The organism is Komagataeibacter melomenusus, assembly GCF_013155395.1.
Taxonomy (GTDB): Bacteria; Pseudomonadota; Alphaproteobacteria; order Acetobacterales; family Acetobacteraceae; genus Komagataeibacter; species Komagataeibacter melomenusus.
The window spans coordinates 1-23,566 of the sequence record NZ_JABJWC010000047.1; the positions used below are offsets into that span (position 1 = coordinate 1).

17 protein-coding genes and 1 tRNA gene are annotated in these 23,566 nt (G+C 65.8%); 5 read left to right on the forward strand and 13 right to left on the reverse strand.

Annotated elements, in window-relative coordinates; translation table 11 throughout:
• Positions 1-191: 191 nt before the first annotated feature.
• The 13 genes from HNW77_RS14375 to HNW77_RS14435 form a co-directional block, all read right to left on the reverse strand.
• Entirely contained in the window at positions 192-338 is a 147-nt protein-coding gene (locus HNW77_RS14375) for a hypothetical protein (RefSeq protein ID WP_172158545.1), read from the reverse strand.
• A gap of 33 nt (positions 339-371) precedes the next feature.
• Complete coding sequence (locus HNW77_RS14380) at positions 372-1,325, reverse strand: heme o synthase (protein WP_110566611.1); 954 nt, start codon at positions 1,323-1,325, stop codon at positions 372-374.
• 2 nt (positions 1,326-1,327) lie between these two features.
• Positions 1,328-2,689: a cbb3-type cytochrome c oxidase subunit I gene (locus HNW77_RS14385; protein ID WP_172158547.1), complete on the reverse strand. Its 1,362-nt coding sequence runs from the start codon at positions 2,687-2,689 to the stop codon at positions 1,328-1,330.
• A gap of 166 nt (positions 2,690-2,855) precedes the next feature.
• Positions 2,856-3,566, reverse strand: a complete 711-nt coding sequence (locus HNW77_RS14390) for a class I SAM-dependent methyltransferase (protein WP_172158548.1) — start codon at positions 3,564-3,566, stop codon at positions 2,856-2,858.
• Positions 3,567-3,788: 222 nt separating this feature from the next.
• Positions 3,789-4,796: a glutathione synthase gene (gshB, locus tag HNW77_RS14395; protein WP_172158550.1), complete on the reverse strand. Its 1,008-nt coding sequence runs from the start codon at positions 4,794-4,796 to the stop codon at positions 3,789-3,791.
• Between the two features lie 112 nt (positions 4,797-4,908).
• Positions 4,909-5,439: a transcription elongation factor GreB gene (gene greB / locus HNW77_RS14400; protein WP_172158552.1), complete on the reverse strand. Its 531-nt coding sequence runs from the start codon at positions 5,437-5,439 to the stop codon at positions 4,909-4,911.
• On the reverse strand, positions 5,433-6,326 hold the full coding sequence (locus HNW77_RS14405) for an aldose 1-epimerase (RefSeq protein ID WP_172158568.1): 894 nt from the start codon (positions 6,324-6,326) through the stop codon (positions 5,433-5,435). Before HNW77_RS14405 ends, greB begins: the two co-directional genes overlap by 7 nt.
• A 37-nt stretch (positions 6,327-6,363) precedes the next feature.
• Positions 6,364-8,607: an excinuclease ABC subunit UvrB gene (gene uvrB, locus HNW77_RS14410; RefSeq protein WP_172158554.1), complete on the reverse strand. Its 2,244-nt coding sequence runs from the start codon at positions 8,605-8,607 to the stop codon at positions 6,364-6,366.
• Positions 8,608-8,676: 69 nt separating this feature from the next.
• Positions 8,677-10,068, reverse strand: a complete 1,392-nt coding sequence (locus tag HNW77_RS14415) for an ABC1 kinase family protein (RefSeq protein WP_172158555.1) — start codon at positions 10,066-10,068, stop codon at positions 8,677-8,679.
• Positions 10,049-11,884 (reverse strand): M3 family oligoendopeptidase, encoded by a 1,836-nt coding sequence (locus HNW77_RS14420; RefSeq protein WP_241694495.1) that lies wholly within the window; start codon positions 11,882-11,884, stop codon positions 10,049-10,051. Before HNW77_RS14420 ends, HNW77_RS14415 begins: the two co-directional genes overlap by 20 nt.
• A 182-nt stretch (positions 11,885-12,066) precedes the next feature.
• Positions 12,067-16,599 carry a glutamate synthase large subunit gene (gene gltB / locus HNW77_RS14425; protein ID WP_172158559.1) on the reverse strand — a complete coding sequence of 1,511 codons (4,533 nt, stop codon included), beginning with the start codon at positions 16,597-16,599 and terminating at the stop codon, positions 12,067-12,069.
• Positions 16,600-16,601: 2 nt separating this feature from the next.
• Positions 16,602-18,056, reverse strand: coding sequence for an NAD(P)-dependent oxidoreductase (locus HNW77_RS14430; RefSeq protein WP_172158560.1), 1,455 nt, complete (start codon positions 18,054-18,056; stop codon positions 16,602-16,604).
• A gap of 168 nt (positions 18,057-18,224) precedes the next feature.
• Entirely contained in the window at positions 18,225-19,118 is an 894-nt protein-coding gene (locus HNW77_RS14435) for a complex I NDUFA9 subunit family protein (protein WP_172158570.1), read from the reverse strand.
• Positions 19,119-19,354: 236 nt separating this feature from the next.
• Between HNW77_RS14435 and HNW77_RS14440 the strand changes: the two genes are divergently transcribed.
• The 5 genes from HNW77_RS14440 (at position 19,355) to HNW77_RS14460 (ending at position 23,527) form a co-directional block, all read left to right on the forward strand.
• Positions 19,355-19,441 (forward strand) — tRNA-Leu (locus HNW77_RS14440).
• A gap of 241 nt (positions 19,442-19,682) precedes the next feature.
• Entirely contained in the window at positions 19,683-20,330 is a 648-nt protein-coding gene (locus HNW77_RS14445; RefSeq protein ID WP_172158562.1) for a ribonuclease D, read from the forward strand.
• A 52-nt stretch (positions 20,331-20,382) separates the two neighbouring features.
• Positions 20,383-21,429, forward strand: coding sequence for a KpsF/GutQ family sugar-phosphate isomerase (locus HNW77_RS14450; RefSeq protein WP_172158563.1), 1,047 nt, complete (start codon positions 20,383-20,385; stop codon positions 21,427-21,429).
• Entirely contained in the window at positions 21,426-22,166 is a 741-nt protein-coding gene (lptC, locus tag HNW77_RS14455) for an LPS export ABC transporter periplasmic protein LptC (RefSeq protein ID WP_172158565.1), read from the forward strand. Before HNW77_RS14450 ends, lptC begins: the two co-directional genes overlap by 4 nt.
• Positions 22,166-23,527: a hypothetical protein gene (locus HNW77_RS14460; protein ID WP_172158567.1), complete on the forward strand. Its 1,362-nt coding sequence runs from the start codon at positions 22,166-22,168 to the stop codon at positions 23,525-23,527. The genes lptC and HNW77_RS14460 overlap by 1 nt, the downstream gene beginning before the upstream one ends.
• Positions 23,528-23,566 lie beyond the last annotated feature (39 nt).

A 23,566-nucleotide genomic window follows, 5' to 3' on the forward strand; every position in this document is an offset into this window, starting at 1 on the left:
TCCGTTTGCTTGCCAAGGCACAGCGGTTCCATTTTCGCCCATTGGGCATCCGTCAATATCAAGCGATCCATATGCAGTTTAAAGCACATCAGGGACCTTGTGAAAAATCAATTCCAAACAGACCCCAGAAAGGCAGCATTCCTTGAAGCTTTTTGAAAAAAGCGTCACCAAAAACTTTTACACTGTTCCCTTTACAGCGGGGCGAGGCTGAGCGCGTAGAGGATCGCCGCCAGCGCCGAGAGCGTAACGGCCACGGCCTTGATGCGCCCCCTGTGCCGACGCAGCGCCTCCTGCGCTTCCTGCTGCGGGGTTGCCTGCGCGGTTACTGCCTGTTCCATAAGCCTGGTCTCCCGTAGGTGAAAACAGCCCGCTCAGTGGGCAATGAAGGCGTGGTCCGCCAGCAGGCCAAGGAACAGGAAAAACAGATAGGCCAGCGAATAGCGGAAAGACCGGCGCGCCGGTCCATCGCCCGTCAGGCTCACCCCGTTGGCATCCTGCCTGTCACGCAGCACGCCGATGGCACACAGGATGAACCCCGCGCCGAGCACGCTGGCCACGACCGTGTACAGCCAGCCCGCCAGGTGCATGAAAGACGGCACCAGCGAGATGGCGGTGAGGATGATGGTGTACCACAGGATCTGCCAGCGCGTATGCCGCGCGCCCCTGACCACGGGCAGCATGGGAATGCCCGCCCGCCCGTAATCCTTGCACGCATAAAGCGACAGCGACCAGAAATGCGGCGGTGTCCACAAAAAGATGATGCCGAACATGACCACCGGCATGATGGCCATCGACCCCGTGGCCGCAGCCCACCCGATCATGGGCGGAAAGGCGCCCGCCGCCCCGCCGATCACGATGTTCTGCGGTGTCGAACGCTTGAGCCACATCGTATAGATCACGGCATAGAAGAAGATGGAAAACGCAAGGATGCCCGCCGCCAGCGCATTGGTGGCCAGCCACAGCAGGATGACGGACGCCACCGAAAGGCCAATGCCGTAGCCCAGCGCCGCATCCGGCGCGATCCGCCCATCGGGGATGGGGCGGGTGACGGTGCGCTTCATCACCGCATCGATGTCGCGGTCATACCACATGTTGATGGCGCCCGCCGCCCCCGAGGCCATGCATACGCACAGGATGCTGACGGCAGCGACCAGCGGGTTGATCGGCCCCGGCGCCATGGCCAGGCCTGCGGCACCGGTAAACACCACCAGCGAGATGACGCGCGGCTTGAGCAGCAGCAGCCAGTCACGCGCCAGCGTGCCGACACGGCTGGAATCATAGGCAAGGGCGGCCTCGCTGGCCGGGTTGGTAACGGTGCCGCTCATGGTCATGCCTTCTCGCGCGCGGGGGAGGGTACCTGCCATTCTGCCGTGCGGGCACCCGGCCCCCAGTAATTATCCGGCAGGGTGCTGCCGGGGCGCAGGCCCGCCTGCACCACGATGCCTGCAAACACCAGCACCGACAGGCCCATCAGCACCGCACCCAGCACGCCCAGCGCCCCATGGAACGCCAGCAGCGACAGCACGGTTCCACCCACCGTCAGCGCAAAATGCAGGCGGCTTGCGCCCACCGGCGCCACATGGCCCACCATCTTGCCAATCCAGTAATAGAAGCCCGCAAACAGCGCGAAGACGGCGGCATACAGCGTTGCGGCATGCACATCGGCCATGCCGCCGGGCATAAGCGACATGACGGAGCCTGCCAGCAGCAGGGCCACGAAGCCCACCGCCCATTCCATCGGCACGGAGGCACGCATGTGGCCCAGCCGCACCGTCTGCGCCCAGGCCACCAGCACGACCAGCACCGGTGCCACGATCAGCCCAAGCTGCACGGCGGCCGAAGGCGCTGCCAGATGCGCAAGCCCGCCATGCAGCAGGTCATGCACCCAGACGGAACTGCCCCCCACCGACATGACCACCAGCGCCCCCAGCACAAGGCGCGGCATCTGCAGCGGGCGGGCGCAGAAGGTCTCGACAACCTGCGATACGATGCCGATGGACGGCAGCAGGAGCAGCGCAATCTCGGGGCCGGAGAAGGCATGCAGCAGCGCATCGATATGAGCGGAAACATCGCCGCCCGCCAGCCAGATGCGCGTCAGCCCCCCCGCCATGACCGGCATGACCATGACCGCCATCATGCCCGCAAGCCCCTGCGCCCATACGAACAGCGGCAGGTCGCGCAGGCGCTGGCCCATCGGGCCCATGTTCAGCACGGTCGCCACCATGCAGATGCCCTGCATCAGCATGCCCAGGCACCAGCCCAGCAGTGCCAGCAGCGAAACCTGCGCGGGCAGCGCGGGCGAAAGCCCGGCCAGCACCGCCACGAAACTGGCCGCGACCAGCGCCCAGCCTGCCAGCGCCACGCGCGGCAGCGCCAGCGCGCGGGCCCGCAGCAGCAGCGGCACGAACCAGTTGCCAAACCCGCCCGTAAGGGCCGGCAGCGCACAGAAGAAGACCATCATCATGCCATGGCGCCGCGCGATGCGCTCCATGGCGCCGGGCGTGTCGCCCCCGGCCCAAGCATCGAGCAGGGCATGGGGCAGCAGGCCAGCCTGAAGCCCGACCGCCAGCAAACCGCCCACAAGGCCCGCCACAATGGCCATGACGAGGTACAGCATGCCGATGGTCCTGTAGCGACAGGCCCCCGCACCCTGCACCGCATCCGCCCCGAACTGTGTGCCTGTGGGCATACGATGTACTCCCTGCTGCCATGCGCCGCTTATGGCATGGCCAATCGTTACCATGATTTCATCATATACCGCGACTTCTACACAAAAACGACCCTGTGGGCCGCCCGTGTGGTCGCGCAATTGTCATTTCAGCCCTGCCGCTGGGGCAGGGCTGTGCCCGTGTGGCTCAGGCCACCATCGGGCTGGCGCAGTCATCCGCCTCACGATCGAGCGTGACAAGGGTGAACAGCCCTGCGGGCGGCACCGGTTGCAGGGTGGCGCGGCGCAGGTCGGCAGGCGGCAGAAGGGATTCAATGGCGAAATCGGGGTGCCAGCCCAGCGAGTGCGAGGCCCGCGCCATGCCGCGCTCGACCGCAAGCCTGACCCCGCCCTCGGCCAGGAAGTGGTTGACGAACAGGATATGCCCGCCCGGCCTGACCACGCGCTTGAGTTCGGCAAGCAGCGCGCGCGGGTGCGGCACCACCGAGGCCACGAACATGGCCACCGCGATATCGAACGCGCCATCCTCGAAGCCGGTGGCCTCGGCATCCATTTCCAGCAGGGCATCGACATTGGCCAGCCGCATGCGGGCCACGCGCTGGCGGGCGCGCTCGAGCATGTCACCCGACAGGTCGATGCCGGTAATGCGCTTGTCAGCCCGGTAATACGGCAGGGCCAGGCCGGTGCCCACGCCCACTTCCAGCACCCTGGTGCCGGGCAGGCTGTTCACCGCCTCGACCGCGCGCTTGCGCCCGAAAGTGGAAATGCTGCCGAACAGCGCGTCATATACACTGGCCCAGCGGCGATAGGCCGCCTTGACCGCGTTTGCATCCATCGCGGAACGGGGGGACGGGATATCCACGACCTTCTCGGCGGCTTCGGGCAGGACATCGCTCATCGGGCCGCCCCCATGTCGTGACCATGGAAAAGGGCATGGCCAGCCCCCTTCCGCGCTGCGTCTGCCATGATCAAATCCGTCCCATCGTGCTGCATTACAATTCCACCTGACCTGCCCACGCGCCACACGGCCCGCGCAACTGCCTGTAATCCCTATCCGGTGCCACGCCACTGGGCGCGACAGGCACGACCATCGTGCCTGTCATGAACACCGGTTCAATTTCTACGCGTTCACACCGCCTGCGACCAGACGGGATGTGATCGCATCCCATATCAGGCCTGCGGTATTGATGCCGTCAAAACGGTCAATTTCCTGCAGGCCGGTTGGCGATGTGACATTGATCTCGGTCAACCATTCCCCGATCACGTCAATGCCGACAAAGATCAGCCCCTGCTCGCGCAGCATCGGGCCGATCGCGTTGCAGATCTCGCGGTCACGCGCGGTCAGTACCGCCCGCACGGGCCTGCCGCCCACATGCATGTTCGAGCGCGTCTCGCCCTCGGCGGGGATGCGGTCGATGGCGCCCACGGGCTGGCCATCAACGAGAATGATGCGCTTGTCACCCTGCCGCACGGCGGGTTCGTAGCGCTGGATCATCAGTGGCTCGCGCGAGCGGGCGAAGTGCATTTCCAGCAGGGCGTTGAGGTTGGGGTCATCCTCGCGGATGCGGAAGACACCCGCGCCGCCATTGCCAAACAGCGGCTTGACGATGATGTCGCGCCATTTCGCGCGGAATTCCAGGATCGCCCTTACATCCCATGTCACCAGCGTGGGGGGCATGAGGTCGGGGTAATGCGTGACCAGGATCTTCTCGGGCGCGTTGCGCACGGCAGCGGGGTTGTTCACCACCAGCGCGCGGTCCGGGCCGATGCCGTGGATATGCTCGAGAATGTGGGTGGCGGTAATATAGGCCATGTCGAACGGCGGGTCCTGGCGCATCAGGATCACGTCCATGCCGCCAAGGTCGATCACCTGCTCGGGGCCGAAGGTGGCGTGGTCGCCCGCCCTGCGCTGCACCCTGACCGGGCGGGCGCGGGCGCTCACGCGGTCCGTGCGGTGGCCCTGCGGGGTGGCCCGCCCCTCGCTCAGGCTCAGCGCCTCGACCTGGTAGACGAACAGCTCATGACCCCTGGCCTGCGCCTCAAGCATCATGGCGAATGTCGAATCACCGTTGATATCGATGCCGCCAAGCGGGTCCATCTGGACGGCAACCTTCAGGGGGCGTGACATAGGATCAGTTTCTCCGCGCGGAACAGGTCCGGTTCGAGCCGATGGTAACGAAAGGCAACCACCGGCAGCCAAATGTCATAATATGCCTTCCGCCCCACGGCCAGCCCCCCTTTCAGGGTAAAGGCGGATAAGCGATGGCGAGCACCTCGATCATTTCCTCCCCGCGCGGGGTGACCAGTTTCACCTCATCGCCCACGCCCGCGCGCATGAGGGCGCGGGCCACGGGCGAGACGAGGCTGACCTGCCCCGCCGCCATATCCGCCTCGTCCACGCCGAGGATGGTAACGGTCCGTTCCTCATCGCGTTCAGTGGCGTAGGTTACGCGCGCGCCAAAAAAGACCCGGTCGCGCCGGGGCTGGGCGGCGGGATCGACGATGATGGCGTTGTCGATGCGCTTGGTGAGGAAGCGGATGCGGCGATCGATCTCGCGCAGGCGGCGCTTGCCGTACTGGTAGTCGCCATTTTCCGAGCGGTCGCCATTGCCTGCCGCCCATGATACGATTTCAACGATCTTCGGCCGTTCATCGCGCAGCAGGGCATTGAGTTCGCGCCGCATCGCCTCGATGCCCGCGGGCGTGATGTAGCATGACAGGCCGCCGGTTGCGGGCTTGCCATCCCTGGTCGCGGCACGGGTCTTCAGCATCGTGCCACCGTCATGCGGATATGCCCTTCCATCTTCTGGCCGGGAGCGAGCACGCGCACCCCACTATCGGCAATGGCCATGCGGTTGAAGCCATCATTCATGTTGCTGACCGGCTCCAGCCCGATATAGGGCTGGCCGGGCGGCGTAAACAGCACCAGATGGCGCAGTTCGGGGCTGCCCTCGAGTGTCAGGGCATAGCCCTCGCGCGGCCAGCGCAGGAAGGCGCTGCCCGACCAGCCGGCATAGCAGTTGTCAATCGCCGCCTCCCCCACGTCGCGCATATGGGCGAACGACCACGGCCCCTCCGCCGGGATGCGCAGCAACGGCAGGTGGTCGGGCGCGCTGGTCCACACGCTGCTGGCCGCAAACCCGACCCTGAGCCCGGCATGGCGGGGAAAATAGGGGTGAAAGCCCATGCCCACGGGCTGGCTGCGGGTATCGGTGTTCTCGATCAGGATGCCGATCGAAAGCCCGGCCTCGCGCAGGTCATAACGCAGTTGGGCGCGGTAGCTGAATGGCCATTCCCCTGCGCGCGGGCCGATGGGCGCGTGGTCGAGCGAGAGCGTGGCGCTACTGTCCGACAGCATGGCAATGCGCCAGCGGTGCTGCCAGCCATTGCCATGAATGGCGCAGTCCTCGCCGCCAAAATTGGGCGCAAGGTGGTAATCCACCCCCTCGAAGCGGAACTGGTTGCCCGCCACCCGGTTGGAAAACGGCACGAGCGGATACCCCGCAACAGCCCGGCCATGCTGGGCAATAAGGTGGGGGTCGGCCACCGGGCGCAGGAACTCCATCGCCCCGCTGCGCCAGAAGGCGATGCTGCCGCCAAGATCAGGCAGCAGGCCAAGGCGGGCGGCGCCTGCCTGGAGTTCCAGCGTTGCAGACATCTCGCGTTCATGCTGCCCCGCGCATGGCGGCATGGCCCTATCGCCCACGGCGCCTGCCCCTTCCCTTGGCCTGATCGGGGTCATACCCGCCGCCGCCCGGCCCGAGCGGCACGGGGCCACGATTGCGCCGGGCAATGGCCTTGGGGCTTGTGCCCGGCATGCCAGCGCTCGATTGCGGCAGCGGTGGTGGCTCCATGCCCAGTTCAAGCGCCTCGAGCCTGCGGATTTCATCACGCAGGCGGGCTGCGGTCTCGAATTCCAGTTCCGCCGAGGCCTCGCGCATCTTCTTTTCCAGATCAGCGATGGCGGCCTTGTAGTCCTTGCCCACCATTTCCTGCACGCTGCCATCGGCCGTGGGGGCGACCGTGACATAATCCTGCTCGAACACCGAGGAAATGGCCTCGCCGATATGCTTGCGCACCGATTGCGGGGTGATGCCGTGCTCCTCGTTCCACAGGCTCTGCTTTTCGCGCCTGCGCGCGGTCTCCTCGATGGCGTAGGCCAGGCTGTCGGTCATCTTGTCGGCATAGAGCAGCACGCGGCCATCGACGTTGCGCGCGGCGCGGCCAATGGTCTGGATGAGCGAGGTGCGCGAGCGCAGGAAGCCTTCCTTGTCAGCATCAAGAATGGCGACGAGCGAGCATTCGGGAATGTCCAGCCCCTCACGCAGAAGGTTGATGCCGATCAGCACGTCAAACGCGCCAAGCCGCAGGTCACGGATGATCTCGATGCGCTCGAGCGTATCCACATCCGAATGCAGGTAGCGCACGCGGATGCCCGCCTCGTTCATGTATTCGGTCAGGTCCTCGGCCATGCGCTTGGTCAGGGTGGTGACCAGCACGCGCCCGCCATCGGCAATGGTCTGGCGGCATTCGGCCAGCAGGTCATCCACCTGGTGCTCGACCGGGCGGACGATGGTGACGGGGTCGATCAGCCCGGTGGGGCGGATCACCTGCTCGGCAAACACGCCCTCGGTGCGGCGTATCTCCCACGGGCCGGGAGTGGCGCTGACAAACAGGCTCTGCGGGCGGAATTTGTCCCATTCCGCAAAGGTGAGCGGGCGGTTGTCGAGGCAGGACGGCAGGCGGAAGCCGAATTCGGCCAGTACGGACTTGCGCGCGTGATCCCCGCGCTCCATGCCGCCAATCTGCGGCACGGTCACGTGGCTTTCATCCACGATCAGCAGCGCATCCTCGGGCAGGTATTCGAACAGGGTGGGCGGCGGCTCGCCCGGCGCGCGGCCCGACAGGTAGCGTGAATAGTTCTCGATGCCCTTGCACACGCCGGTGGTCTCGATCATCTCGAGGTCGAACGTGGTGCGCTGCTGCAGGCGCTCGGCCTCGAGCAGCTTGCCCTCCGCCGTAAACGTGGCCAGCGTGTCGCGCAGTTCCTGCTTTATGCCGGTCATGGCCTGCGTGAGCGTGGGGCGGGGGGTGACGTAATGGCTGTTGGCGTAAATGCTGATGGTTTCGAGATCGCCGGTCTTCTCGCCGGTCAGCGGGTCGAATTCGCTGATCTCGTCAATCTCGTCGCCAAACAGGCTGATGCGCCAGGCGCGATCCTCGTTCTGCACGGGAAAGACATCGATCGTCTCGCCGCGCACACGGAAGGTGCCGCGCTGGAAGGCGGCATCGTTGCGGCGGTACTGCAGTTCGACCAGCGCCTTGATCAGCTTGTCACGCGCGATCTCGCCGCCCACCTCAAGCTTGACCACCATGCGCGAATAGGTCTCGACCGAGCCGATACCGTAGATGCACGACACCGAGGCCACGATGATGACATCGTTGCGCTCGAGCAGCGCCTGCGTTGCGGCATGGCGCATGCGGTCGATCTGCTCGTTGATCTGGCTGTCTTTTTCGATATACGTGTCCGAGCGGGGCACATAGGCCTCGGGCTGGTAGTAATCGTAGTAGCTGACGAAATACTCGACCGCGTTGTCCGGGAAGAACTGCTTCATCTCGGCATAAAGCTGGGCGGCCAGCGTCTTGTTCGGCGCCAGCACGAGGGTGGGCTTCTGCGTGGCCTCGATGATCTTGGCCATGGTGAAGGTCTTGCCCGAACCCGTAACACCCAGCAGTACCTGGTCGCGCTCGCCCGCCTCCACGCCCGCCACCAGTTCGGCAATGGCGGTGGGCTGGTCGCCCGCGGGTTCATAGGGCGAATGAACCCTGAATTTGTTGACCTTGGGCTTGGCCGCCTGCCGCTCGGGCTGGAAGGTGACCGGCATGTCGGCGGGGTCGATGTCGGTGGTTTTCTTCTTTTTGCGTGATGCTGTTGCCATAGCTACACCAAGTGGGGCGTCACCGGCCCGGCCGCAAGGGCCATGGCCGGTGATGCCCTGCCGTCCCCTTTAATGCTGCGCGCCAAGCGGCGGCGGCACGCGGGCGGCGCGCAGGGCTGCGGCCTGACGGGTGGCAAGGGCCGCCTCGTTGAAGTCGCCTGCCAGTTCTTGGAACAGCGCATGCCAGTTCACCTTGGCCTTGAGGCGGAGGAACACGCTGCCCAGCCCCACGGCGGAGCGGTCAACCAGCACGAATTCACGCGGGGGCTGCACGCCGCCGGTGCGCTTGAGGCCGTTATAGACCCGCTCGGCCACGGCGCGGCCATATTGCGGGTCGTTATCTTCCTGAATGAAGCGCTCGCGGTCATCGAGCAGCGGGCCGTAGATGAAGCGCGCCCACTCGTTGAGTACCCGCACCGTATCGCGCGACAGGTTGACAAAGCCCCATGCCTCATAGGCCTGCATGGCCAGATCCTCGTCATCCGTCTCGATCGCCCTGTGCAGGTCGATGATGCCCTGGACGAAACGCGGGCGGAAAATGCGGATGGCCCCGAAGTCGAGCAGGTTGATGCCGTAATCATCACGCACGGTGAAGTTGCCCATATGCGGGTCGCCATGGATCACGCCGTAACGGTACAGCGGCGCATACCACGCGCGGAACAGGGCGCGCGCCATGCTGTTGCGCTGCTCCTGCGTGGGATTGGCGTCGAGCACCTTTTGCATGCCCTGGCCGTTGACCCATTCCATGGTCAGCAGGCGGGCCGTGCACAGGCTGTCTATGGGTTCGGGAATGGTCACGTCGGGCCAGTCCGCCATCATGATGCGATACAGCCGCATGTTGGCGGCCTCGCGCTGGTAGTCGAGTTCCTCGTACAGGCGGTCCTGCAGTTCCTCGAGCACGTCATCCTGGCAGATGGTGCTGTCAAGGCGGTAGAACAGGCCCACGGCCATGCGGAACTGGCGCAGGTCGGATTCCACGGTCGATTTCATGTCCGGGTATTGCAGCTTGCACGCCACCTGCCGCCCGTCGGGCAGCACCGCGCGGTGCACCTGCCCCAGACTTGCGGCAGCCGAGGCCGTGCGGTCGAACGAGCGGAAGTTGCGCTCCCAGTTCGGGCCGAGTTCGGCGGCCATGCGGCGGCGCACGAAGGTCCAGCCCATGGGCGGCGCGTTGGCCTGGAGCTGGGCCAGTTCCTTGGCATATTCCTCGGGCAGGGCGCCGGGAATGGTGGAGAGAAGCTGCGCGCCCTTCATCAACGGCCCCTTGAGGCCGCCGAGCACGCTTTTCAGGTCCTCGGCATGCACGCCCTGGTTGGAGCGGAAGCCCATCTTGTGCCCGGCAATGCGCGCGGCAATGCCGCCCACCGTGCCCGAGGTGCGCACCATGCGGCGGAATTCACCAAACAGGCCGGTATTATCGAGATTCCGTTCATCCGCCACGTCAGACACGCTCCAGTTCATCTATAAATCCGGCGATCACATCCAGCCCCTTCTGCCAGAACCCCGGATCGGCCGCATCCAGCCCGAAGGGGGCCAGAAGTTCGCGGTGCCGCAGGGTTCCGCCAGCCTTGAGCATGTCGAGATACTTGTCCTGAAAACCAGGATGCCCGGACCGGAACACCCCGTATAGCGCGTTTACCAGGCAATCGCCAAAGGCATAGGCGTACACATAGAATGGTGAATGGATGAAATGCGGAACATATGTCCAGTACACATCATAATCTGGCGTGAAGTTGAATGCCGGGCCAAGGCTCTCGGCCTGGGTCTGGCGCCAGATCTCGCCAATGCGCGCGGGCAGGAGTTCGCCCTTGCGGCGTTCCTCGTGCACCAGTGTCTCGAAACGGTAGAACGCGATCTGGCGCACCACGGTGTTGAGCATGTCCTCCACCTTGGCGGCCAGCATCAGCCTGCGCCGCGCGGGATCGGTCTGGGCATCGAGCAGGGCGCGGAAGGTCAGCATCTCGCCAAACACGCTGGCGGTCTCGGCCAGGGTGAGCGGCGTGCTGGACATGAGGTAGCCCTGCCTGCCCGCCAGCACCTGATGCACGCCATGGCCGAGTTCATGCGCCAGCGTCATCACATCGCGCGTGCGGCCACGATAGTTGAGCAGCAGGTAGGGGTGCACGGAGGGCACCGTGGGGTGGGCAAACGCGCCTGAAGCCTTGCCGGGCACGGGCGGCGCATCGATCCATGCGTGGTCGAAGAACTTTTTGGCCACCTCGCCCATGCGCGGGTCGAAGCCTTCATAGGCGCCGAGCACCTGCCTTGTGGCCTCCGCCCACGGGATAAGCGGTTCATCCTGCGTGGTCAGGGGGGCGTTGCGGTCCCAGTATTCCAGCTTTTCAAGGCCGAGCCATTTGGCCTTGAGCGCGTAATAGCGGTGAGACAGGCGGGGATAGGCTTCGGTCACGGCCTGCACCAGCGCATCCACCACCTCGTCTTCCACCATGTTGGCACAGTTGCGTGCCGAGGTGGGGCGCGGGTAGTGGCGCATCCCGTCCATGATGGCCTTGTCCTTGGCCAGCGTGTTGGTAATGAGCGAGAACAGCTTCACGTTGCGGCCCAGTTCATCGCCAATGGCGCTGGCCGCCGCAGCACGCAGCTTGCGGTCGGGGCTGGACATGGAATCAAGCGCATTGCCCAGCGTGACCTGCTCGCCGCCCAGGCGCACGCGCAGGCCGGCCATCGTCTCGTCAAACAGGCGGTTCCATGCCGCAGCGCCCGTGACCGATTTCTCGTGCAGGACCGCCTCGACCTCATCGGAAAGCTGATAGGGGCGGAACACGCGCAAATCGCGCAGGAAAGGCGCCCAGTGCGCCAGCGCCGCATCGCTCATCTGGGCGGCCAGCACCGTATCATCGATGCGGTTGATCTCGAGCGTGAAGAACAGCAGATGCGTGGAGATGGTGGTCAGCCGCTCATTGATCGACTGCGCAAACCGCGCCACGCCGGAATCCGACGTATTGGCCGCGAACAGAAGCTGGGCGTAAGAACCCGCACGGCCCAGCACCTCGTCAATGCGCTGGTATTCGGCAATGGCCTGCGCCAGTTCCGCGCCCGGCAGGCTGGCCAGCCTGCCCTGCCATGCGGTGCTGAAGGCCTGCGCATCGGCCTCGGCCTGATCAAGGTCGGTGGCGAGTTCGGGGGCATCCGGCGCGGCATACAGGTCCGACAGGTCCCACCGCGGCAGGCCGGCAAGGCCGGACGGGGTTGCAGGGGCCTGGGCATCGGCGCTGCGCGGGGCAGACAGGGAGGCAGGAAAATTCGCTTTGAACATAGATCGGGCACCAACCATCAGATCGGGCGAAGCCTGCGCACCAGCACCGGCCCCGCGATTCCATGATGTGAATCTAGTGCGTCCCGCCCTGCTATGCGACCCCACCGCCCGATATTGTGCCCTGATGCAGACGGGGCCGGACATTGCTGCCCGGCCCCGCCATGATGTGAAGTGCGTTGCCTTTACGCGCCAACCGCCAGCGCCGGGGCCTCGAAGCCGATGACCTTCGCATATTCCTTCGGCACGACATGCCAGAAGCGCGGCAGCGTCTTGTCCCAATTATGCAGCAGCAGTTCGGCGTAGCGGCTGCCGGTCTCGCTTGCATGGGTCTCGACCTGTTCGCGCAGCACGGCCTCCCATTTGGGGTCATGCACGCGGCACCACATCACCGTATCGGGGTTCACGCGCTCGGCAAACGTGCCGCTGGCGTCATACACGAAGGCCATGCCGCCGGTGAAACCCGCGCCAAAATTGTCGCCCGTCTCGCCCAGGATCACCACCGTGCCGCCGGTCATGTATTCGCACCCGTTCGACCCGCACCCCTCGACCACCGCAACAGCGCCCGAGTTGCGCACGGCAAAGCGTTCGCCCGCCTGCCCTGCGGCATACAGCGCGCCTGCGGTGGCACCATACAGCACCGTGTTGCCCACGATGGCGTTCTCGTTCGACACGAGGCTGGAAGACGGCGACGGCCGCACCACGATGGTCGCCCCCGAGAGCCCCTTGCCCACGTAGTCGTTCGCATCACCCAGCACCTCAAGCTTGAGGCCCTGCACCGCGAACGCGCCGAGCGACTGCCCCGCCGAGCCGCGCAGCCGCGCCGTGAGGTGGCCCGGTGCGAGCTTGGTCATGCCGAACTGGCGCACGATGAGCGAGGAGATGCGCGTGCCGATGGCGCGATGCGTGTTCTGCACGTTGTACTGCAACTGCATCTTCTCGCCATGGTCGAACAGCGGGCGCGCATCGGCAATCATCTGCGCATCCAGCGTCTCGGGCACCTCATTGCGGCCCTCACGCGTGCAGTAGCGGCCATAGGGGCCGGGATCGGCCTGCGCCAGCAGCGAGTTGAGGTCGAGGTCATCGAGATAGTCCGCCCCGCGCAGCACCTGATGCAGCAGGTCGGTGCGGCCGATGATCTCGTTAAGCGTGGAGAAGCCCAGCGATGCGAGGATGTTGCGCACGTCCTCGGCAATGAAGGAGAACAGGTTGATCACCTTCTCCGGCGTGCCCTCGAACTTCCTGCGCAGTTCCTCGTCCTGCACGCACACGCCCACGGGGCAGGTGTTGGAGTGGCACTGCCGTACCATGATGCAGCCCATGGCCACGAGGCTGGCCGTGCCGATGCCGAATTCTTCCGCACCCAGCATGGCGGCGATCACCACGTCGCGCCCGGTTTTCAGCCCGCCATCGGTGCGCAGCTTCACGCGGTGGCGCAGGCGGTTGAGCATCAGCACCTGATGCGCCTCCGCCAGCCCCAGCTCCCACGGCATGCCCGCGTATTTGACCGAAGACTGCGGGCTCGCCCCCGTGCCACCGGAATGGCCCGAGATCAGGATCGCATCCGCCTTGGCCTTGGCCACGCCTGCCGCAATCGTGCCGATGCCCGAACGTGCGACCAGCTTCACGGTCACGGTGGCCTCGGGGTTGATCTGCTTGAGGTCGTAGATGAGTTGGGCCAGATCCTCGATCGAATAGATATCGTGATGCGGCGGCGGCGAGATCAGGGTCACGCCCTCGGTTGCATGGCGCAGCTTCGCGATCAGGCTGGTCACCTTGAAGCCGGGCAACTGCCCGCCCTCGCCGGGCTTCGCACCCTGCGCCATCTTGATCTCGATCTCGCGGCAGTCGTTGAGGTACTGCGCGGTCACGCCAAAGCGGCCCGAGGCGATCTGCTTGATGGCGGAGGACGCATTATCGCCATTGGGGCGCGGCTTCGCGCGGGCCGGGTCTTCGCCACCCTCGCCCGAATCTGACTTGGCGCCGATGCGGTTCATGGCGATCGACAGCGTCTCATGCGCCTCGGGGCTGAGCGCGCCAAGCGAGATGCCCGGTGCGATCAGGCGCTTGCGCAGTTCGGTAATGCTCTCGACCGATTCCACGGGAATGGGCGTGCGCCCGCCACGGAAGTCGAGCAGGTCGCGCAATGCCACCGGCGGCTGGCGGCGCACCGCATCGGCATAACGCTGGTAGATGGAGAAGCTGCCGGTGCCCACCGCCGTTTGCAGCATGTGGATCAGGTTGCCATCAAAGGCATGCACTTCCCCGCTGCGGCGCAGCTTGTAGCGCCCGCCGACGGAAAGCGTTTCCACCTGTTTGTTCCACGCCTTGTGGTGGAAGCTGAGCACATTGCGCGCGATGCCGGTCAGGCCGATGCCCGAGATGCGCGAGGGCATGCCGGGGAAGAACTCCGCCGTCAGCGCGCGTGAGAGCCCAATGGCCTCGAAATTATAGCCGCCGCGATACGACGCCACGATGGAAATCCCCATCTTGGACATGATCTTGAGCAGGCCCTTGTTGACCGCCTTGCGGTAGCGCTCTACCGACTCGCTGAGCGAAAGCTGGCCGAACAGGCCGCGCCGGTGGCGGTCGGCAATGCTTTCCTGCGCCAGGTACGGGTTGACCGTGGTCGCACCCACGCCAATCGTCACCGCAATGGCATGCACGTCGAGCGCCCCGGCCGAGCGCACGTTGAGCGAGGTGAACGTGCGCAGCGACTGGCGCACCAGATGCGTGTGCACCGCCGCCGTGGCGAGGATCATCGGGATATAGGCCCGCTCGCTGGACTGGTGCTCATCGGTCAGGAACACATGGGTGCAGCCCTGGCGCACGCGGTCCTCGGCCTCGGCGCGGATGCGCGCGATGGCGCTGCGCAGCCCGGCCTCGCCCTCGCTGGCGGGGAAGGTGCAGTCGATGATGCAGGCATTCTTGCCACAGAACTCGACCAGCGCCTGGAACTCGCCCGTGGTCAGCACCGGGGAGGGAAGCTGGAGCAGGTCGCACTGGCTCTCGTTTTCCTCCAGGATGTTGCCAAGGTTGCCAAGACGGGTCACGAGGCTCATCACCCGCGTTTCACGCAGGCTGTCGATGGGCGGGTTGGTGACCTGGCTGAAGGCCTGACGGAAGTAATGCGCAAGCCCGCGGTAGCGGGTGGAGAGCACGGCAAGCGGCGTGTCATCGCCCATCGAGCCGATGGCCTCGGCGGCGTTCTCCACCATGGGTTGCAGGATGGTCTCGAGGTCTTCCAGCGTCATGCCCACGGCAAGCTGGCGGCGGCGCAGCATCTCGGCCCCGTACAGAACCGGTTCGCTGCCATCGGGGCGCACAATGCTCGAGATTTCCTGCGTGCGCTTGACCCAGGCCGAGAAATCCTGCCGCTGCGAGAGTTCATCGAGCAGCTCTTCATTGCTGTAGAGCTTCGCGGTTTTCAGGTCGAGTGCGAGCGACTGCCCCGGCCCGAGGCGGCCACGGCTGACGATCTCGGCCTCGGGCACCTTCACCATGCCCGTCTCGGAGCCCACGATCAGCAGGCCGCCCGCGGTCAGCGTGTAGCGCAGCGGGCGCAGGCCGCTGCGGTCAAGGCCCGCCACCATCCACCGCCCGTCGGTAGCGCACAGGGCGGCGGGGCCATCCCACGGCTCCATCACGGCGTTGCAGTAGGAATACATGTCCTTGTGGCGCTGCGGCATGGCGGAGTTGCCGCCAACGCTTGCCGGAATCATCAGGCAGCGCGCCATCGGCGCGTCACGGCCTGCAAAGGTCAGCAGTTCGAACACGTTGTCAAAGCATGCCGTGTCCGAGCCCTGCGCCTGCACCACGGGCTTGAGGTCATCCATGTAGGGGTCAAGGATGGGGTCGGCCAGGCGCGTCTCGTGGCTCTTCATCCAGTTCACGTTGCCCGAGATGGTGTTGATCTCGCCATTATGGGCAAGGCGGCGGAAGGGCTGGGCCAGCTTCCATGTGGGGAAGGTGTTGGTCGAGTAGCGCTGGTGGTAGATGGCAAAGCGGCTGACAAAGCGCGGGTCGAGCAGGTCGGGGTAGAACTCGGTCAGGTGCTCGGCGAGGAACATGCCCTTGTAGATGAGCGAGCGGCATGACAGCGAGCACACATACAGGTCGACCTGATTGGCGATCGCGCTCTTTTCGATCTTGCGACGGATCACGTACAGGTCGCGCTCGAATTCTTCCTCCCCGCTGCCGGGCAGGTTGCGGATCAGGATCTGCTCGATCTCGGGGCGGGTGGCGTTGGCCTTCTCGCCAATGCAGTCGGTGTTGATGGGCACCTGACGCCAGCCATAGATGCTGTAGCCAAACGCCAGGATCTCGCTCTCGATGATCTGGCGGCAGCGCTCCTGGGCGGCAATGTCGGTCTTGGGCAGGAAGATCATGCCCACCGCGATCTGGCTGTCCACGCCGCTTTCCGCGCCGCCTGCATGAATGGCATCGGCAAAGAAATCCTGCGGGATCTCGACATGGATGCCCGCGCCGTCGCCGGTTTTGCCGTCGGCGTCGACCGCACCCCGGTGCCACACGGCCTTGAGTGCTGCGATGCCTGCTTCCACCACGTCGCGGCGCGGCTTGCCATCAAGGGCCGCCACCATGCCCACGCCGCAGGCATCATGCTCGTCGGCCGGGGTGTACAGGCCGGAAATGGCCTGCGCGTTGTCGCGCCATTCCTGCACGAAATCGGTGGACTGGTTTTCGAACTGATCCATCATGCTTACTCCGCCACCTCGGCCTGTGCGGCCGTCATTTCTTCCAGCCATTCATGCATCTGCGCTGCCGCATCGCGCCCATCGCGGATGGCCCACACCACAAGGCTGGCCCCGCGCACGATATCGCCCGCGGCAAACACGCCGGGCAGGCTGGTCATGAATGTTTTACGGTCCACCATGAGCGTACCCCAGCGCGAGACTTCCAGCTCCGGCTGGCCCCACAGCGTGGGCAGCGGCTCGGGGTCGAAGCCCAGCGCCTTGACCACGAGGTCGGCCTCGAGCGTGAACGCGCTGTCCTCCACCGGCTCGACCGACTGGCGGCCCGAGGCATCGGGCAGGCCGAGCTTCATGCGGCTGGCGCGCACGCCACTCACATGGCCCTCGCCCTCGAATGCCTGGGGGGCTGCGAGCCAGACGAACTCCACGCCCTCTTCCTCGGCGTTCTTCACCTCGCGCACGGAGCCGGGCATGTTGGCGCGGTCGCGGCGGTAGAGGCATTTGACCGACTTCGCCCCCTGCCGGATGGCGGTGCGCACGCAGTCCATGGCCGTATCGCCACCACCAATGACCACGACCGACTTGCCCGCGGCATTCAGGTCGCCATTGTCGTAGTCCGCCACCCTGTCACCCAGCGAGACGCGGTTGGAGGCGGTGAGGTAATCGAGCGCGCGCACGATGCCGCCAAGCCCCGCACCAGGGCCGCCGATGTCACGCGACTTGTACACGCCGGTGGCGATCAGCACGCCATCATGCCGCGCGCGCAGGGTGGAAAACGCGATGCTGTCCGCGCCATCGGTATCGCCAATGCCCTTGCCGAGGTGGAAGTGAATGCCCGATTCCACCAGCAGCTTATGCCGGCGCAGCACGATGTCCTTCTCCAGCTTGAAGCCGGGGATGCCATACATCAGCAGGCCGCCGATGCGGTCGTAGCGATCATAGACATGCACCTGGTAGCCCTGCTCGCGCAGTTGCACGGCAGCGGCCAGCCCACCGGGGCCAGCACCGATGATGGCAACGCTCTCATCGCGCTCGGCCACCGGTTTGACCGGCTTGACCCAGCCGTTATCAAAGGCGGTATCGGTAATGTAGCGCTCGACCGCGCCGATGGTCACACTCTCGAATCCTTCCTCGATCACGCAGTTGCCTTCGCACAGGCGGTCCTGCGGGCAGATGCGGCCACAGATTTCGGGGAAGGTGTTGGTGGCCGACGACAGTTCATACGCCTCCTCCATCCGCCCTGCCGCCGTCATCATCAGCCAGTCGGGGATGTTGTTGCCCAGCGGGCAGTGCACCGAGCAGAACGGCACGCCGCACTGCGAGCAGCGCGAAGCCTGCGTCGCGGCCTTTGCGGGCACGAACTCATCGTAAATTTCGTTGAAGTCCTTGCGGCGCGTCTCGGCAGGCCGTTTGTCGGGCTGCTCCTGCGCCACGGAGACGAATTTCAGCATGCGCTCGGCCATCGGTCTGCCCCTGGTCTGCATAATGGAAGGAAGGCGTCAGGCACGACAGGCGCGCCCGGTGTCGCACATGACCTACGCAACGCCTTGCCCAAAGAAAAGACAGCAGTACTGACCTTAACGCAGGAAAAGACCAGAAATACGCGAAATTCTCCCCTTGCGCGCCAAAAATCAGTCCAGCACCAGATCCATGGGCGACGGTGTTATGCCCAGCATCTCGAGCGTGCGGGCGCCGGGGGCCACGACGTTATCGACATAAAGCAGCTTCACCTGGTCACGGGTCAGCATCTTGCCCGGCAGGTGCTCGAGCACGCTGGCCTGAAGCGTGGCAAGCCAGCGCGGCACCGCGATGAGCGGGCGCGGATGCCCGCCCCACCGCGCCGCCCAGGCCACGAGCTGGCGCATGGTCATGACCACGGGGCCACCGAACTCGAAGATCGCCCCTTCCATGCCCTCGCTGGTGGCGATGCGCAGCATGCCCTCGGCCACATCGCCCACCCATACGGGCTGGAAGCGCGTGGCCGGGCCAAAGACCGGCACCACCGGCATGAAGCGCGCCATGCGGGCGAACATGGCGGGAATGGCCCCCTCCACGCCAAAAATGAGCGAGGGCCGGATGATGATCGCCTGCGGCATGTGGCGGCTGACCGCCGCCTCCCCCTCGCCCTTGCTGCGGGCATAGGCCGATGGGCTGTTCACGTCCGCACCGATGGCCGAGACATGGATCAGCCGCTCCACACCTGCGGCGGCGCTGATCCGCGCTATCCGTGCCGCGCCCGCCACATGGATCGCCTCGAAGGTGGCCGCCCCATGGGGGGAGAGGACGCCCACAAGGTTGATGACCAGCGTGCTGCCCTCGATGGCGGCAACGCAGGCGGCCTCATCAGTGACGGAGGCGACGACAGGCACCACCTGCCCCACATCGCCGAGCATGCGCAGGGTCGCGGCATGCGCCGCCGTGCGGCCCGCCACGCGCACCACGTAGCCGGCCCGCGCCAGCCGCCCCACCACGGAACGGCCCACGAATCCGCTCCCGCCAAATACCGTTGCCACCTTGCGTGCCATGGCCTGCTCCTGTCCGTGATCCATGATCGTTTTCGTGCTCCTGTTCTGGCATCCTTTGCCAACGCCTTCCCAGCCATTTTGTCCGCACGGCCACGACCGCACGGGCCGCCTGCCAGGTGCAGGAAGAAAAAATGCGCCTGATTTCAAAAAAATGCATTTACCCTGTTGACCACCACCACCGGGCGGACTAAACAGCGCTCACACCACCCCGGCGGCCTCCGCTGGGGAGCCTCTGAGCCCAGATGGCGGAATTGGTAGACGCGCAGGTTTCAGGTACCTGTGGCCGCAAGGTCGTGGAAGTTCGAGTCTTCTTCTGGGCACCATCTCTCAAAACTGAATATCACTCCCCTCCGGGGGCGGTCAGGACAGCCCATCACGGGCGTGTCCCGTTATCTTTTTGCCTGTTCCGCAGCCGGAATTGGTGTAAACCGCCCCGAGCACATCCTTCACGGCCCCGGCCACCGTGGGCACAGGCAGGCGTTACGACACAACGGATTGCCCTGCTTGCGGTTGCGTTGCAGACCTGCCACCGTGAATTCAATTGCGTGACGGAGCATTTCACATATGGCCACAAGCCCATCACCCGACGCCATTCACCTCTATCGTGGCGACCTGCCCGCGCATGTCACCTTCAGCGGCAGTGTTGCAGTGGATACGGAAACGATGGGCCTCAACCCGCACCGTGACCGGCTGTGCCTGGTGCAGCTTTCAGGCGGGGATGGCCACGCCCATCTGGTGCAGATCCCCAAAGGCGCGCAAGCGGCCGACTGCCCCAACCTCATGCGCGTGCTGGCCGACCCGGCCCTGCCCAAGCTCATGCATTTCGCCCGCTTTGACGTGGCCATCTTGCAATACACGCTGGGCATTACGGTCGCCCCCGCCATCTGCACCAAGATCGCCTCGAAGCTGGTGCGCACCTATACCGACCGCCACGGCCTGGCCCATCTGTGCCGCGAGATGCTGGGCGTGGAACTGAGCAAGCAGCAGCAGTCATCGGACTGGGGGGCGGACGTGCTCAGGCCCGAGCAACTGGCCTATGCCGCCTCCGACGTGCTGTACCTGCATGCGCTGTGGGCGAAGCTCGAGGCCCTGCTGCACCGCGAGGGGCGGCGTGAACTGGCGCAGGCCTGCTACGATTTTCTGCCCACGCGCGCACGGCTTGATATACTGGGCTACGAGGATCCTGACATTTTCGCGCATCGGGCCGCCTGATGCCCCATGCCCGGTTTGACCGGGAACCCATTCAGACCGATACAGATCGTGCATGAATAGCAGCCCCCTTCCCCCTCCCTCCGCCACGGGCGATGACGCTGGCCAGCCTGCCCGCATGCTGCGCGAGGCCCGCGCCGTGCTGCGCGCCGAATCCGCCGGGCTGGAAGCCATGATCGCCGCAATGGAAGACGGCACGGCCGGTGATGGCGGGCTGGGCGCGGCCTTCATCGCGGCGGTCGAGGGCATCTGGGCGGGCAACCGGCGCGTGGTGGTGACCGGCATGGGCAAGTCGGGCCATATCGGGCGCAAGATCCAGGCCACCCTTGCCTCGACCGGCACGCCCGCCATTTTCGTGCATCCGGCCGAGGCCTCGCACGGGGATCTGGGCATGCTGCAGAAGGGCGATGCGGTGCTGGCCCTGTCCAATTCCGGCGAGACGGCGGAAATGGCGGACATCATCTCGCATGCCCGCCGGTTCGGGCTGCTGCTCATCGCCATGACCGCGCGCGCGGGCTCCACGCTGGCGCAGGCGGCCGACATCGTGCTGCTGCTGCCCCATGCGCCCGAGGCCTGCCCCATCGGCCTTGCGCCCACCACCAGTTCCACCATGCAGCTTGCGCTGGGCGATGCGCTGGCCATCGTGCTGCTGCAGCGCCGGGGCTTCAGCGCCAGTGACTTCGGCATCTTCCACCCCGGCGGGCGGCTGGGCACGCGGCTGCGCCGGGTGAGCGAACTGATGCATACCGGCCAGAGCATGCCCCTTGGCGCGCCCGACATGGACCTGCGCCGCGTGATCGTGGAAATGACCCGCAAGGCGTTTGGCTGCATGGGCGTGGTGGATGCACATGGCCGCCTGCTCGGCCTGATTACCGACCACGACCTGCGCCTGGCCCTGGGCCGCGACCTTGACCACACGCGGGCCGCCGACATCATGAACCCCGCGCCCCAGACCATCGGCCCCGACCTGCTGGCCGCCGAGGCGCTGCGGATCATGAACGACCGCCCGCGCCCGATCTCGAGCATTTTCGCCCTTGATGAAGGCGGGCATGCGGTGGGCATCGTGCACCTGCACGACCTGCTGCGCGCGGGCATTGCATGACCGACCGCCCCGAAGACAGGGACGACGGCACCGATCCCGACACCGCCATCCAGCGCGAGGATTATGCCCGCAGCGCCGCCGATATCGAGCGCCAGCGCAGCATATTCGACCAGGGCACGCGCACGCGCCTGCTGCCCAATGCCGCCGACCAGGCGCGCAGGCAGGCCATCATGCGCTCGGCCAAGTGGATGCTGCCGCTGCTGGCCCTGGTGCTGCTCGGCTCGATCGCCGCATGGCCCGCGGTCGAGCGCGCGGTGATCATGCATACCGGCACCATGGCGCAGATGAGCCGCGTGCGCGTGAAAAGCGGCAGCATGCTCAACCCCACCTATCGTGGCCTCGACGAGCATGGCCGCCCCTACATGATCACCGCCGACGAGGCCCGCCAGGTCGACCCCGAGCGCATCGACCTGAGCAACCCTGCCGCCGATACCCTGACCGATAACGGCAACTGGCTGTATGTGACCGCGCGCGATGGCGTGTATATGCAGCACACCCAGCTGCTGGACCTGACGCGTGACGTCACCCTCTATCGCAATGACGGAACCCTCATGCTCAGCCCCACGGCCGATGTCGACATGCGCCACAACATCATCGTAACCGATAGCTGGGTCCATGCCGAAGGCCCGGTGGGCGTGCTCGACGCGCGCGGCGGCATGGTGGATACACGCGGCGGCATCATGCTGTTTCGCGGTCCGGGCCGCATGATCCTCAATGCAGCGGAAAGATCGAACTGATGGCGCGCCTCCTCCCTCACCTGCCGCTTGGCGGCGTCCTGCTCGGGCTGGTGGTGGCCGCCCCCGCCATGGCGCAGGGGCTTGACATGTCGCATGGCCAGCAGATCAATGTCACCGCGGCAGGCGGCTTTGACTGGGACCAGAACGCGCAGACCGTCACCGCCTATGACCGCGCCCAGGCCATCCGGGGCGACGTGACCGTGCGCGCCGACAAGCTCATCGCCTTCTACCGCAAGAAGGCGGCCACGACACCCGCACCGGGGCAGGCGCAGACAGCAGCCGGCACGAACGCGGCAGCGGGCACGCAGGCCGCAGGCCGCCCGCCCGGCCCCGACGCGCCGCTTGCCGCCCATCTTGGCGTCGCCCCCCCGCCCGAGACGCGCAGGCCCCATATCGTCGATGACACGCCCGCCCCCGCTGGCGCCACGAGCACGCCCGCACCGGCCAGCACGCCCGACGCCACCACGGCCACCGCCAGCGACCCCGACGTGGATACGAACCTCGCCACCCCGTCCGACGTGCTGCCGCAGGACCTGCCCATCCCCGACCGGCCCGACCCCATCGGCGCGCCCAGCAATGGCCCCGCCAGCGCGGCTGCGGGCACGGCGCAGGGCAATGGGCAGGGTGATGCGGCAGGCGGGGGCGCTGCGGGCGATGGCGGCTCGTCAGGCGGATCGAGCGAGGTTTACCGCCTTGAGGCGATTGGCCACGTGCATGCCTTCAACCTCAATGACCAGGCCTGGGGCGACCATGCGGTGTATGACGTGGACCAGGCCATTCTGGTCATGACCGGCGAGCACCTGAAGATGACCGCCCCGCAGGACATCCTGACCGCGCGCGACGTGCTGGAATATCACTCGCACGAGCATATGTCGGTCGCGCGCGGCAACGCCACCATGACCACAAATGACGGCCGCCAGATCCGCGCCGACGTGCTGGTGGGCTACGACAAGCCCAAGCCCGAGCGCAGCAACAAGCGCAAGGAATGGAAACAGACCCACCCCAACGGCAAGAACCCCCTGCCCGACGACGCCACCACGCCGGAGGACGCGGCAGCGGATGACAAGCCATCGCCCGGCGCGGGCACGATGGACCATGTCGATGCCTTCGGCCACATCATCATCCGCACCCGCACCGAGACCATAACCGGCGACCGGGGCGTGTACGTGCCCGATACGGGCATTGCCCGACTGGTGGGCAACGTGCATATCACCCGTGGGGAAAATCAGGTCAGCGGCACATCGGCCATCGTGAACCTGCATACCGATATCTCGACCCTGACCGACAACCCCGGCTCGCGCGTGAGTGGCCTGGTCATTCCCAACCAGGCTGGCAAAGGTGGCAAGGCACAAGGCAAATGAACATGACCCCCCCGACCGACAGCCCCGACCCCACACAAA